Origin of the sequence: Alteromonas gracilis (assembly GCF_002993325.1) — a bacterium.
GTDB lineage: Bacteria > Pseudomonadota > Gammaproteobacteria > Enterobacterales > Alteromonadaceae > Alteromonas > Alteromonas gracilis.
Genome location: NZ_PVNO01000031.1, coordinates 186,205 through 199,586 on the forward strand (window position 1 = coordinate 186,205; position 13,382 = coordinate 199,586).

Below are 13,382 nucleotides of genomic sequence, written 5' to 3' on the forward strand. Positions count from 1 at the left end.
AATGAGCCGACTTCCCGCCACTATCGTTATCTTTGCCGGTTTTTTCTTAATCGGTAAATTATTTTTGCTATGGGGAATTCTGCTGCCTGATATTGCGGCCGACCTTCAAATGTCTGAGGTAGTCAGTGGCGCGCTTTTCTCCCTTTTCTCTGTAGGCATGATGTTAGGTGCGGTGATTGGCGGTAAATATGCCAGTCGCTTCGAGTACATGCCTCTTTTAGCCACCCTGTTCAGTATAAACACTGTGCTTCTGCTGATGGTGTCGGTTCTATCATCATGGCAATGGTTTTTAGTGCTTGCCGTACTCATTGGCGTGGTGAGTTCGACCATTTTTACCATTGGGCACACGCTTATAGCTCGAATGTATGCCGAAAAGCGTTTCACTATGATGGGGCTGATGGATTTCATGTTTAGCCTTGGAACCTTTGCAGCTTCATTTTTCGTAACGCTGTTATACCTGGTCGACCAAAACTGGCGACTTCCCATTCAGGTTCTAGCTGGAGTAATGGTGCTACTGGCTTGCTATACTTTTATAGCTGCCCGCTCACAGGCCAAGGTGCTTAAAGGCCAGCCTAAAGCCGCTAAAAAGACGTTGGCATTTGGCGTTATTATTAAACAGCCGGTTTTTATTTTCATGGCCCTGCTTTCTTTTGGTTATGGTGCAGTAGAGTTCGGTAATGCCAACTGGTTTGTTAGCTACGCACAAAATGGTTTAGGATTCACCGGTGAACAATCACGTGACCTTCTGGCTTGCTTCACAGCAGGCATGGTAATAAGCCGCTTAACGTTCCCTTTTTTGCTTCGCTTTGTCTCTGTGCACCGCTTAATCGTATTCATGGCAACAGCCTCGTTGGCAGGGGTATTTGCTCTTAAGCTAATGCCTAGCATGTACGGCATTGGCGCGGGTAATCTTCTACTAGGGCTTGGCTTAGGCGGGCTATTTCCATTAATGCTATCTGCCGCGATGAATATCGACAGTGATAACGGCCCTGTACTGTCCGGGATCGCTATTATTGGTAACTCTACCGGCGTGCAGGTGGCGTCATTTTCAACGGGGCTATGGGCGAATTTTGTACCGCTCACCACGGCGTTCTGGGTTATTCCTATTGGTGGGTGTTTGTTATGGCTAGCCTCGTATGGCTACAGCCGCAAAATCAAGTACCACGATAGGCCCGCGTAATATCTGTCCCATTAAATAAACGCTCTACTTTTTGTTGGGCAGTTCAGCCAAATAGGGCAGATAGAACTCGGCGACCAAGCCTTGTTGAGGATGATTCCTCAAGGTTACTTCTCCATCATGGGCCTCGACAATACGTCTAATGATAGCGAGACCCAAGCCAGAGCCAGAAGAATTTCTGGCTTTGTCACCTTGAGCGAAAGGCATGAAAAGCGATGTTAATTGATCATCTGGAATGCCCGGGCCGAAATCTCGAACCTTGCAATATACGCGTTTTTCATGGCGATTGTAAAAGCTGCTGATAGCGATATTGTCTGAGCCATACTTAAACGCATTTTCTATAAGGTTATCAATCACTCGCTTCATCGCAATGCGTTTTAATGACAAGGGAGGAATGGCATTAAGTTTCAGTTCAATATGATGCTTATCGTCAAGATGCCTAGCTTGAACAAGCTCTGCGATAATAGCGTTTAAATCGGTTTCTTGAGTCGCTTCTTCGGTATCGTAACGCGCATAATCAATGAACTGATCGATAATAGCGTTCATGTCTTCTATGTCGTTCACAATACCGTCTTTTATCCAATCTTGGTCTTCGGGCAGCATTTCAGAGGCAAGGCGGATACGAGTGAGCGGCGTGCGCAAGTCGTGGGAAATACCTGCTGTCATGATATTTCTGTCATTCTCAAGCTGCTTAATGCCCTGATTCATTCGGTTGAAGGCGCGAGTCACTTGAATCATTTCAGTGCTGCCTTGTTCGCGAAGAGGAGCTGGGTGCTCACCTTTACCCACAGAAATTGCCGCTTTCTGGAGTGCAGATAAAGGGCGAGTCATACGTCTTACAAACAACCATCCGCCTGCCACACTCAATATGCCAATAACCATAAGATACATAGTCAGTGGGGAGATATTCGCTTCGTTTAGCCCTGAAATGGGGATAGAAATCCAGGTGTCTGGATAACGGTTTAGCGATATCCAGACAATATAGGGGGCATTTTCGTCGCTGGCTTGCCCTGTGGTGCTGATACGTACGTCGGCAAGTTGATTGAGCTGCTCGCTCACTTGCGACGAAATATAATTGTAGTAAACAGCGCTCTCTAAACCATTTCTTCTCGCTATGCTTTCATCGAACACTTGTACCTGCGTTTTTTCAAAGTAGCGATCACGGGTTTCTTGGTTGGTCACTAGCAAGTCGTTAGCGAGTACGGACTTAACTTGCGTTGCCAGTAAGCTATTGATTTGCTGATAACTTGGCTGGATAAAATAGTAGGTAACCGAGATGTAGGACACTATCTGGTTAATAAGCAGCAGTACGCCAATAAGCATGACGGTTTGGCCGAACGCACTTTTAGGAATTAAACGCATTACACACCGCCGCTTTGAGTCATGGGCCAGTGTTTGCATTGGCTATATGCACGCACGCAATCACGCGTCATGAGTAAACATACTTTACAGACAAATAGTCCAAGACCGTCGTTCCCGTCGTATCAGGCACGAGGCTAGACTTGTTCGCCATCAGGCACGAAAACGTAGCCCAGTCCCCATACGGTTTGTATATAGCGAGGGTTGGCAGGGTCTTCTTCAAGCATTCTTCGCAAGCGGGAAACCTGGACATCAATACTGCGCTCTAACGCACTGTAGTCGCGTCCACGGGCTAGGTTCATTAGCTTATCTCGGGATAACGGCTCACGGGGGTGGGTAACCAGAGATTTTAATACTGCAAACTCACCGCTCGTTAGGGTTAAGGGTGTATCGCCAGCGCTCATTTCTCTGGTGGCAAGGTTAAGTTTGTAATTGCCAAACTCAACAATTTGGACGTCTTTAGACGGCGCGCCGGGCGCTTCGCTGCTTCGTCTGCGCAATACCGCTTTTGCTCGTGCAAGCAGTTCTCGCGGGTTAAAAGGCTTAGGCAAATAGTCATCTGCACCCATTTCAAGGCCAATAATACGGTCTACTTCATCGCCTTTAGCGGTAAGCATAATAATGGGCATATCGTTTTCATGCTGGCGCAAACGGCGGCAAATAGACAACCCGTCCTCGCCCGGTAGCATAAGGTCCAAAACCATCAAGTGGAAGTTCTCGCGTTCAAGTAATCTATCCATTTGTTCTGCGTTTGCTGCACTTCGAACTTGGTAGCCTTGCTCTAAAAGATAACGCTCTAACAGGCTGCGTAAGCGCATGTCATCATCAACAACGAGAATTTTAGAGGTTTCCTGACCCATACTCATACCTTTCGTTTTACTTTTGTTTCACTATAACCATTAGATGTGAAATACAAAAGCGAGAAAAGCGTAAAAGGTCGGGGATGTTTGTTACAAATAGTGTCTAGACAGAAAGGGGCCGATGAGTAACTCGGCCTCCGATCTCATTATCTTAATTTAGTACAAACCCTCAAAAACAAGGGGGTACTATTTATTGTGTGTTAATTGAACGTCACTACATTGAGCGCTTTGGATTGTGCCGTACCGTTGAGTGTTTCTTGGTATAACCTTGTTATGGCCTCGGAGCCGCAGTGAGTTTGTTCTATAAACTGATCACTGACCTTTGCGGCGAAGCGCTGCCATGCGGTGGCGTATTTAGCTAAGAAAGCTTCATGCCCCCATTCGCCCTGACGAAGCTTTACGCGCGCAGGCGCAAAGAAAATTTCTGCATTAAGCAGCTTCGGATTTGGTTTTTCCTGAGCCTGCCAGTCGGTAGCACCTATTAGCGTTACTTCCCTTAAACTGTCACCAAGCTGCTTGGCGAGGTTATTGATAAGCGTACCATTGGCAGCAAAATCAAGCAGCCAAACGTTTTCCTCGACGCCAACATCGTTACTAAGCTTTGCGAGTTCGTCATAGCTGTATACAGCGTCGTAGCAGCCTGAATTGCTAACTGTATCAACATTGTTTGTGGAAGTTAGCCCCACTACGCGGTAGGTGGCTTTGCGAGAATGTTTTTGATCTTTAAGTAACTGGGCAGTGCCCAGCGCGGTTTTACTTGAGGCGCTCGATAGAAGCAATATTTTGTTGTCCGCTTTCTCGGCAACATAGTCATCGAGCACAAACGACGTCATATAAAGCGGTCTGAAATTAAGCTGCCATGCTTCACGGTTTTTATCGTAGCCAGGGTCCGCTGCACAGCGTAGGTATTGGTCGTAAACTGGGCTAATGCTTTTGCGTTGTTCGTGAATGTCAGAAAAGCCATGAGACGCAACTTTACCGGCTTTTATCACCCAGTGGCTTGCCATGGGCAGATACCCAAACACTTTTTCACCCACTTCAATATCGCTATGGCGCGACGCTTTTACTGTGGCGAAACCCCATACCGGGACTATACCAAACCCAGTATCGCTGCTGTCATTGTTATATTTAGCAGGAAAGAAGCCCCAGTAGCCCATTTTAAAACCCAGTGCCGCATAGGTGATATTGTTGGCTGAAAAACCAAAGCTGTCTGTTTCAAACAGTACTTCATCCTGCTGTAAGTCGTTGGTGTTTATATCGAGGTTAACCACTTTAGTGGCGGCGAGGTTTTGCTGGTCTACCCAAATTTGTTGGCTTTTTATTGTGGTCATAATAGGGCCTGCTGTTGTTTTGTTAGGTACTAGGTCGCAACGCATTAATTATCTATGCGGACTGGTATTAACTACCTAGATTGGCGCAGGGATTCAGCCATTACGACTTACTGTTTTAAATATATGCCTATAGAAGGGATGTATATTGAGCTTTATTCGTCGCTATTTAGCCAGTCCATCTGATGGCCTGCTCTGCGTTTCTTGTTTAAGATATCTTCAAGAAGCGGCGTTAATATAAGCTCCATGGCCAAGCCCATTTTTCCGCCGGGTACAACCAGCGTGTTGATGCGAGACATAAATGCGCCGTCGATCATTTGCAGTAGATAAGGGAAGTCTACGGTTTTCATTTCCCGTCTAAACCTCACAACCACAAAGCTTTCATCTTGAGTTGGAATTTCACGTGCGCTAAACGGGTTTGAAGTATCAACCGTAGGGACGCGTTGGAAATTGACGTGAGTGCGCGAAAACTGAGGTGTAATATAATGAAAATAGTCGTCTAGACCTCGCACAATACTGCTCATTACTGCTTCACGAGAATGACCTCTGTCTGTGGTGTCGCGAACAATTTTTTGGATCCATTCCAAGTTCACAATAGGCACCATGCCCACAAGTAAATCTACATGTTTGGCAACGTCATTTTCTTCGGTTTTAACGCCGCCATGTAATCCCTCATAAAACAGTAAGTCGGTGTTCTTGGGTAAGTCTTGCCACGGAGTAAAAGTTCCAGGCATTTGATTGAACGGCACGGCTTCATCAAATGTATGAAGGTATTGCCTAAATTGCCCGGTACCCGAACTTCCGTATTCTCTAAACAGCGTCTCAAGTAGTTCGAAATCGTTGGCTTTAGGACCAAAATAACTAATGTGTCTGCCTTGTTCTTGCGCTTTACGGATTTCCACTTCCATTTCCGGGCGAGTAAATCGGTGGAAGCTATCACCGCCGACTACTGCAGCATTAACGTTTAAGTTCCTGAAAATATGGCGAATAGCGTTGGTCGTGGTTGTAGTACCCGCACCAGAAGAACCTGTTATAGCAATAATAGGGTGTTTGACAGACATAGGATTTCTTTTTGGAAATGACGGGTACTAGTTATAAGCTGATGTGCGCTAAGAATCAAGGGGGCATCTTGGTGCGAACCGCTCAGTTTTTGTAAGCACTCTTGTGTAATCTTGCGTAGGCTCATTTGTCTAGGCTTTTATGATGATGTTGCAATAAGCGCACAATCAGTTTTGCCTCTTCTTCGTCTAAATCGAGCAAAGCTCGCACGTGCTCCAAGTGGTGCACGTCACGCTTACTAAGTTCCCCATCATCAAGGACACTGCGTACTGTGTCTTTAAAACGGTCTCGTTTCAGCTGCATTTGGGTGGTATAGCTTGAAGACAAAATGCCCGCCGGTAAGGCATAAAAGCATATGCCCATGATGGTAATTAGCCCGCCAAATACTTTTCCTAGCGCGGTAACTGGAACAGCGTCGCCATAGCCTACCGTAGTCAGCGTGACCAGTGCCCACCATAAAGATGCGGGTATACTGCTGAATACGTTGGGCTGTGCTGTGTGCTCGATATAATAAATGCAGGTGGCAGCGATAACCGTAAATAGCAAAAGCACGCTGATAGCAGCAATAAGGCTATGAGATTCATTGCGCAATACAGTGATAAGGGTTTGCATTGAACGTGAATAGCGGCCAATCTTTAAAATTCGTAGTACCCTGAATACCCGTAAAATGCGTAAATCAAACGCCACGAAAATGCTTAGGTAAAAAGGCAAAATCGCCATCAAATCGACCAGCGCCATTGGGCTTTTTATATAGGCCCAACGCTTTTGCCACGGTGTTGTTGCTTGGCTGGCTGGACGGTTAGGCCCTGATGCGCAGCTATATACTCGAAGCACATATTCGATAGTGAATATAAGTACTGAAACCACCTCAATAACGTGCAGCTCGTGCTTCAAAATTGCAGGGATACCGGGCACGGTTTCTAGCATCATGGCTCCAACATTCACAATAATGAGAACGATGAGCAACATATCAAATAGCTTGCTGGACTTTTTGTACTCGTGAGCTTCGCTTGCGGGAGCAAGAATGTGATAGCACGCGTTTCTAAATGACATATGGGCGTTGATTAGATAGAGATAAATGTCTTATACCAATTACAGCAGTAAATTGATAATTCTTCTAATGAAAAGGGAGCCCTGCTGAGAGCTAATTCTGGCGTGCTCAATCTAAAAACGTGTTAGTTTTAATTATTAGCCAACAAATTTAAGAGCATATTCAATTGAAAAGTACGAAATCTCTAGCAACTACAATCGCTTCGGCACTATTCGTATCGATGTTTGTACCCTTAGCAATAGCGAAGCCTGACAGTGTGCTTTTTACATCTACGCCGCCTGTTATCGATGGTTTAGCAACCGACGCAGCATGGGAAGGAGAAGATTGGCACGGCATGACCTCACTCATGTTGGGGACTGCGCCTGAACCCAGCGACTTTTCCGGTAGATATAAACTTCGGTGGAATAAGGATGCATTGTATCTGTTAGCCGAAATACAAGACGACCACCTTTCAGATACCTATGCCAACCCGCTTGAGCGTTATTGGGATGATGATTGCCTAGAAATTTTTATTGATGCGGACGCCTCTGGTGGCGATCACCTCAATAACTACAATGCGTTTGCCTATCACTTGGCGCTTGATAACCAGGTTATTGATATCGGTCCAAATGAAGCAGGAGAGGCGGTACCACAACGCTACAACGACCATGTAAAGAACAAATGGCTGCGTGATACACAAGCGCCTTACAAGATTTACTGGGAAGCGGCGGTGCGTGTATTTGATGATAGCTATCAGCACGGAAAAGATAACTCGACGGTTACCTTAAAAGAAGGTATGACACTGGGCTTTATGCTTGCCTACTGTGATGCTGATGGCGACGACAGAGAGCATTTTTTAGGTTCTCACGAGATCACCCCAGTAAATGGCGATAAAAACTTGGGGTACAAGGATGCGTCGGTGTTTGGGAAGATTCTGCTACAGCACAAAGGCGCTACAAACTAAAAGTAGCGCGCTTTATCGGTTTGCGAGCTTTGCCACCCTTGTTTATTTTAGCATCCATTCATGATCAGGGTCGTTGTGGAATACCCACTCCCGCTTAGGCCCTGCCATTACATTAAGGTAGTATAGGTCGTAACCGTGGGGAGCGCCAACGGGATGATAGCCCTTGGGAACCATAACAACACTGTTATGTTCGACGCTGATTGTCTCATCAATGCTTCTATCGTCGGTATACACTCGCTGAAAAGCAAAGCCTTGCTGAGGGTTTAGCTTATGATAATACGTTTCTTCCAGTGCACTCTCGCTAGGAAGTGAGTCGGTATCGTGTTTATGGGGGGGATAGCTCGACCAGTGACCGTTGGGGGTTATCACTTCGGTAATCAATAGTTTTTCTGCCATAACATTATTCATCATTATATTGCGAATATGGCGGGTATTGGTCCCTTTCCCTCTGACTGAAACTTCACAATCTTCTGGTTTTATTAGTCTAGTAGATAATTCCCCCTTGGCTGGAGCGCTACATAGCGCGACTTCTGCATCAGTCAAAGCGGTTACCGTAATGATATCTTTAGGGGGAACGTAAACGGCAAAAGGCGCTTTATTTTCAAAAACGGATTCTCTATCCCCTAAATCCAAAAATGTTTCATTAAGGGTTTTTATCTCAACACGGCCACAGACCACCACAGCGCATACTTCATTACCCGCAGTATCAAAGGTTTGTGTGTCGCCTGCCTTTAGCAAAACCACGTCAAAGCCCACGTAGCGCCAATTCGCCGAGGCTGGCGTGATATGTTGAATACGTCCTTGATCATCTGGAGAGGAAGGTCGACTGTGTAAATGTGACATAATGAATGGCCGTTAGTTAGATTGGTGAATAAGACCAAGCATAAGCGCTTGAATAATGTTGGTGCTTACATTGAGCGAGCGAAAAGAGTGTATTTCTGCCTCTTTCACTTTAATGTAAATGTCGGCGTGTTCAGCTAAAGGGCTAACGCTACTATCAGTCATAGCGATAACCGCTATTCCTCTTTGTTTAGCATAATTCACGGCATCTAAGGTTTCTTGCGCGTAAGGCGCAAAACTAATGGCGAATAACACGTCATCAGGACCTAGAAGGTTGAGCTGGGCTATATCCATATGACCGGCGCCATCGAGCAGGTGGGCTCGGCGCCCTATATTATTAAGAAGATAGCTGAAATAGCTGGCTGTCGGAAATGACCTTCTTGCCCCTTGGATATGAATGATATTCGCGTTGTGAAGCGCAGAGATGGCGCCATTTAGCGCCTGCTCATCTACTGAATTACATAAATTGTCGAGGGCCTGTGTGTTGGCAATGACAATTTGCTTTAACCAACTAAGTCCGCACTTTTTATCGTGAGTGGCAGGTTCCTTTTGTACCGATTTTATACGGCTTTCATAGTCTGGTGAACTGACCATGAGCTTGTCCTTGAAGAGCTGCTGCATATCGCTGAATCCCTCAAAACCAAAGGCGTGAGCAAAACGAACCAAAGTGGAGGCGTGGACGCCTGCGGCCTTTGCAATACTGGCTACGGTACCAAATGCAATCGCATTCGGGTTGTCTAAAACGTAGCGGGCAACTTCTTGTAATCGCTTACTTAGCGATGAGTACTGGCTTTCAATATGTTGTTCGAGTTCGGTTTGTGTTTCTGTCATTGCTTCACGTTCGCTTTTAGGTACGCCTGTTCTATGTCAAATAATAGAACAAATAAAATAAATATTCCAACAATTGATTAAATGGAAAATATGTTCTATTTTAGTTTGGCGTTTATTTTGAACAGATGAGAAGAGAACCACCGTGTCACAAACAATATCTAAAACGTTGGATGTCATATGTCTTGGTAGAGCATCCGTCGACTTATACGGACAACAAATTGGCAATAGGCTGCAGGATATATCCTCTTTTGCCAAATCATTAGGTGGTTCGTCTTGTAACATTTGCTTTGGAGCGGCGCGTTTGGGGTTGCGTGCCTCAATGCTAACTCGAGTTGGCGATGAGCAATTTGGAGAGTTTATTCGAGAAGAGCTTGAAAGCGCTGGCGTAGACACGAGCCACGTAGTCACAGATCCAGTAAGACTGACGGCACTTGCTATTCTCTCAATTAAAACGAAAGAAGCGTTTCCACTGCTCTTTTACAGAACAGATTGTGCCGATATGGCCATAGATGAAAGCGATTTCGACGAAGCTTATATCGCCTCGTCCAAAGCGTTACTGATTACCGGTACACATTTTTCGACACCGCATGTGGATAGTGTGGCCCGAAAGGCGATTGCGTATGCTCGTCGGAATAACACCAAGGTTGTTTTAGATATCGATTATCGTCCGGTGCTTTGGGGACTTACGCGTCCCGGTGAAGGCGATAACCGATTTGTGTCTAATACTGATGTGACTAAGCATCTTCAGTCAATTATTCCATTATGCGACCTTATTGTTGGCACTGAAGAAGAGGTACATATTGCGGGTGGCTCAACCGACACCATAGACGCGTTAAAGACGGTACGAGCGATAAGTGATGCCGAAATTGTCCTTAAACGAGGGGCGCAAGGATGCTCAATTTTCGATAGCGAGATCCCTGATCATATTGACGATGCGTTTTTTGCTGAAGGTGTCAGAGTCGATGTGCTCAATGTTTTGGGTGCTGGTGATGCATTTATGGCTGGCTTTCTTCGTGGCTGGATTAGAGAAGAGGGGTATGAAAAGGCATGCTCATACGCCAATGCATCTGGCGCGTTAGTTGTATCCCGTCATGGGTGTGCACCTGCCATTCCTACGCCAGAAGAGCTTGACTACTATATCGCTAATCAGCATGACATTGAGCGGCCAGATTTAGATCCTGAGCTTAACTACCTGCATCGCGTTACCACGCGTAAGCCAGCGGCGTGGGATGAACTATGCATTTTAGCGTTCGACCACCGCCAGCAATTTATAGATATGGCAAACGAAGTGGGGGCAGACGTCACCCTTATTCCCACACTAAAGCAACATATTCTTGCCTCGCTAAACGACGTGGCAAGCAACGGCACTTTGCCCAACCAGGTGGGTGTGCTCATTGATGACACGTTTGGTCAAGACGCACTTAACGAAGTTACAGGCAAGCGCTGGTGGATAGGTAGACCCGTGGAAGTGCCTACCTCACGTCCCATTGAGTTAGAGGGAGGACGCTCTATAGGCTCAAGGTTGGTGTCGTGGCCTAAAGAACATATTGTAAAATGCTTAATTTTTATGCACCCCGATGATGAGCAAACAATGTGGGACGCACAGAGTCGACAAATTAAAGAGCTTTATGACGCGGTCTGTGTAAGTGGGCATGAGTTACTTTTGGAAATAATTCCGCCGAAAAACATGCCTTGCAACGACGACACTATCGTGCGGTGTATGGAAAATGTGTACGACTTAGGTGTGCGTCCTGATTGGTGGAAGCTGCCGACGCCAACTCTTGACGCATGGCAAGCTATCTCTTCATTGATTGAGACCCGGGCTCCGCACTGTAGAGGTGTGATTTTACTGGGCTTGGACGCACCAATTGAACAACTTGCCAAAGGTTTTGAAGACAGTGCTCATTTCCCCCTATGTCGTGGCTTTGCCGTGGGACGTTCAATCTTTGCTAAAGCGAGTAGGGCGTGGTTAGCAGGGGAAATTGACGACGACAGTCTAAAAGCCGACATAGCGAGCAATTACCTAACTTTGGTTAAAGCCTGGAATAAGCGTAAGGATACTTAACATGCAGTATGTTCGATTAACCGCCGCGCAGGCACTGGTAAAGTTTTTTAGCCAGCAATTCATCGTTCACAACAATGAAGAGGTGCCGATTTTTGGCGGCGCGTTTGCGATATTTGGTCATGGTAACGTAGCAGGATTAGGCGAGGCTCTTTTCCATGCGCAAGACAGTATGCCTACTTTTCGTGCTCATAACGAGCAGGGAATGGCCCATACTGCAATTGCGTATGCTAAAGCAAATTTTCGCAAGCGCATGATGATGTGTACGTCTTCAATTGGGCCTGGTGCTACGAATATGGTAACCGCAGCGGCGCTTGCCCATGCCAATCGCCTTCCTGTGTTATTTGTTCCCGGCGACACGTTTGCAAACCGAAAGCCAGACCCTGTGCTTCAGCAAATAGAAAATTTTACTGATCCTGGCGTGACGGTGAATGATTGCTTCAAACCAGTAAGCCGTTATTTCGACCGAATCCATCGTCCCGAGCAGCTGATACATTCAATGCCCGTAGCAATGCAGACTCTCTTGGATCCGGTGAACTGTGGCCCTGTTACTCTTGCTTTTCCGCAAGATGTACAGACCGAAGCATTCGACTATCCAGAAAGTCTGTTTGTAAAGAAAGTACATAATTTACGGCGAGCAAGTGCGCATCAGGATGAGTTAGCACATGCGCTTCGCATTCTTCAAATCTCTGAAAAGCCTCTCATCATCGCCGGTGGCGGAGTGCTTTACTCTGAGGCTGCAGAAGTGCTGTCCGACTTTGCGCTTGCCCATCAAATCCCGGTTGCAGAAACTCAGGCTGGGAAAGGGGCGTTGCCGTGGGATCACCCTTGCGCAGTAGGTGGTATCGGTGTAACGGGATCAGCTGCTGCAAATCAGTTAGCCCAAGAGGCTGATGTGGTGTTAGCTATAGGGACCCGTTTACAGGATTTCACAACGGAGTCGAGGACATTGTTGGAGAGTCACCAAAAAGAGTTAATTCAGCTAAATGTGGGTGTATTCGACGCTGAAAAGCACAACGCTCAACCATTAGTTGGCGATGCGCGAACCGTAATAATGCAACTATCTAAGGTTTTGTCACCCATTCCACTGTTCAAAGGCTGGCTCAACCATGCAAAAGCGTTAAACGCTCAATGGCAAAGCATGTATGACAACGTCACAGCTGATACGGGCACTGAACTACCCTCTGATGCACAAGTGCTAGGTGCTATCAAACGGCAAAGTAACGCCAGCGATGTCATTGTTTGTGCTGCCGGCGGTCTACCAGGAGAGCTCCACAAGCTATGGCGAGCTGAGGGACCGGGCTCGTACCACGTGGAATATGGCTTTTCTTGCATGGGCTATGAGATAGCGGGTGGCTTGGGCGTAAAAATGGCCACACCAAAGCGCGAAGTGTTTGTGGTGGTAGGCGATGGCTCCTACATGATGATGAACTCGGAACTGGCCACGTCAATCATGCTCGAACAAAAGATCACAGTCATTCTGCTCGACAATCGAGGTTTCGGTTGTATTAACCGCCTTCAACAAGGTACTGGTAACGCGCCTTTTAACAATCTCTTAGAAAACTGCGCGGGTAACCCTGACGCAATGCATATCGACTTTGCTGCACACGCCAGAGCAATGGGGGCACATGGCATTAGCGTGTCCAGTATCGAGGAGCTAGAGTCTGCGCTAGAAAAAGCGCGCAGCAATACAAAAAGCACCCTGATTTCACTCAATACTAACCCGCATATCAGTACTGATAACGGCAGCTGGTGGGACGTTGCTATACCTGAGATTTCAAAGCGCGAGTCGGTAAATCAGGCACATAAAGAGTACAAAGCTGCTCAGTCTAAGCAACCTTATTAATTTTGAAGACTCACGTCTTAGAGGAA

General features: G+C 46.5%; 11 protein-coding genes. 4 read left to right on the plus strand and 7 right to left on the minus strand.

The genetic code is table 11. The features are described 5' to 3' along the window. The first annotated feature begins 1 nt into the window (after position 1). Positions 2–1,180 (plus strand): MFS transporter, encoded by a 1,179-nt coding sequence (locus C6Y39_RS17485; protein ID WP_105932503.1) that lies wholly within the window; start codon positions 2–4, stop codon positions 1,178–1,180. A 24-nt stretch (positions 1,181–1,204) separates the two neighbouring features. Here C6Y39_RS17485 and envZ read toward each other — a convergent pair whose 3' ends face one another. The 5 genes from envZ to C6Y39_RS17510 form a co-directional block, all read right to left on the minus strand. After that, complete coding sequence (envZ, locus tag C6Y39_RS17490) at positions 1,205–2,539, minus strand: two-component system sensor histidine kinase EnvZ (protein ID WP_105932504.1); 1,335 nt, start codon at positions 2,537–2,539, stop codon at positions 1,205–1,207. 134 nt (positions 2,540–2,673) lie between these two features. Next, positions 2,674–3,396: an osmolarity response regulator transcription factor OmpR gene (ompR, locus tag C6Y39_RS17495; protein WP_105932714.1), complete on the minus strand. Its 723-nt coding sequence runs from the start codon at positions 3,394–3,396 to the stop codon at positions 2,674–2,676. 200 nt (positions 3,397–3,596) lie between these two features. Continuing rightward, positions 3,597–4,727 carry a DUF2855 family protein gene (locus C6Y39_RS17500; protein WP_105932505.1) on the minus strand — a complete coding sequence of 377 codons (1,131 nt, stop codon included), beginning with the start codon at positions 4,725–4,727 and terminating at the stop codon, positions 3,597–3,599. 152 nt (positions 4,728–4,879) lie between these two features. Further along, positions 4,880–5,785, minus strand: coding sequence for a phosphoribulokinase (locus tag C6Y39_RS17505; RefSeq protein WP_105932506.1), 906 nt, complete (start codon positions 5,783–5,785; stop codon positions 4,880–4,882). A 121-nt stretch (positions 5,786–5,906) separates the two neighbouring features. Further along, the gene (locus C6Y39_RS17510) at positions 5,907–6,836 is read right to left on the minus strand and encodes an ion transporter (protein ID WP_105932507.1); all 930 of its coding nucleotides are present in this window, start codon (positions 6,834–6,836) and stop codon (positions 5,907–5,909) included. A gap of 164 nt (positions 6,837–7,000) precedes the next feature. On the opposite strand from C6Y39_RS17510, the gene C6Y39_RS17515 reads away from it, so the two are divergent. Then, on the plus strand, positions 7,001–7,777 hold the full coding sequence (locus C6Y39_RS17515; RefSeq protein WP_105932508.1) for a sugar-binding protein: 777 nt from the start codon (positions 7,001–7,003) through the stop codon (positions 7,775–7,777). Positions 7,778–7,819: 42 nt separating this feature from the next. Here C6Y39_RS17515 and iolB read toward each other — a convergent pair whose 3' ends face one another. Together iolB and C6Y39_RS17525 are read right to left on the minus strand one after the other, a co-directional pair. Beyond that, positions 7,820–8,620, minus strand: coding sequence for a 5-deoxy-glucuronate isomerase (iolB, locus tag C6Y39_RS17520; protein ID WP_105932509.1), 801 nt, complete (start codon positions 8,618–8,620; stop codon positions 7,820–7,822). A 12-nt stretch (positions 8,621–8,632) separates the two neighbouring features. Beyond that, on the minus strand, positions 8,633–9,448 hold the full coding sequence (locus C6Y39_RS17525; protein ID WP_105932510.1) for a MurR/RpiR family transcriptional regulator: 816 nt from the start codon (positions 9,446–9,448) through the stop codon (positions 8,633–8,635). Between the two features lie 142 nt (positions 9,449–9,590). On the opposite strand from C6Y39_RS17525, the gene C6Y39_RS17530 reads away from it, so the two are divergent. Next, positions 9,591–11,513 (plus strand): bifunctional 5-dehydro-2-deoxygluconokinase/5-dehydro-2-deoxyphosphogluconate aldolase, encoded by a 1,923-nt coding sequence (locus tag C6Y39_RS17530; RefSeq protein WP_205664221.1) that lies wholly within the window; start codon positions 9,591–9,593, stop codon positions 11,511–11,513. 1 nt (position 11,514) lies between these two features. Then, a complete protein-coding gene (iolD, locus tag C6Y39_RS17535) occupies positions 11,515–13,356 on the plus strand; it encodes a 3D-(3,5/4)-trihydroxycyclohexane-1,2-dione acylhydrolase (decyclizing) (RefSeq protein WP_105932511.1) in 1,842 nt (613 codons plus the stop codon). Positions 13,357–13,382: the final 26 nt, after the last annotated feature.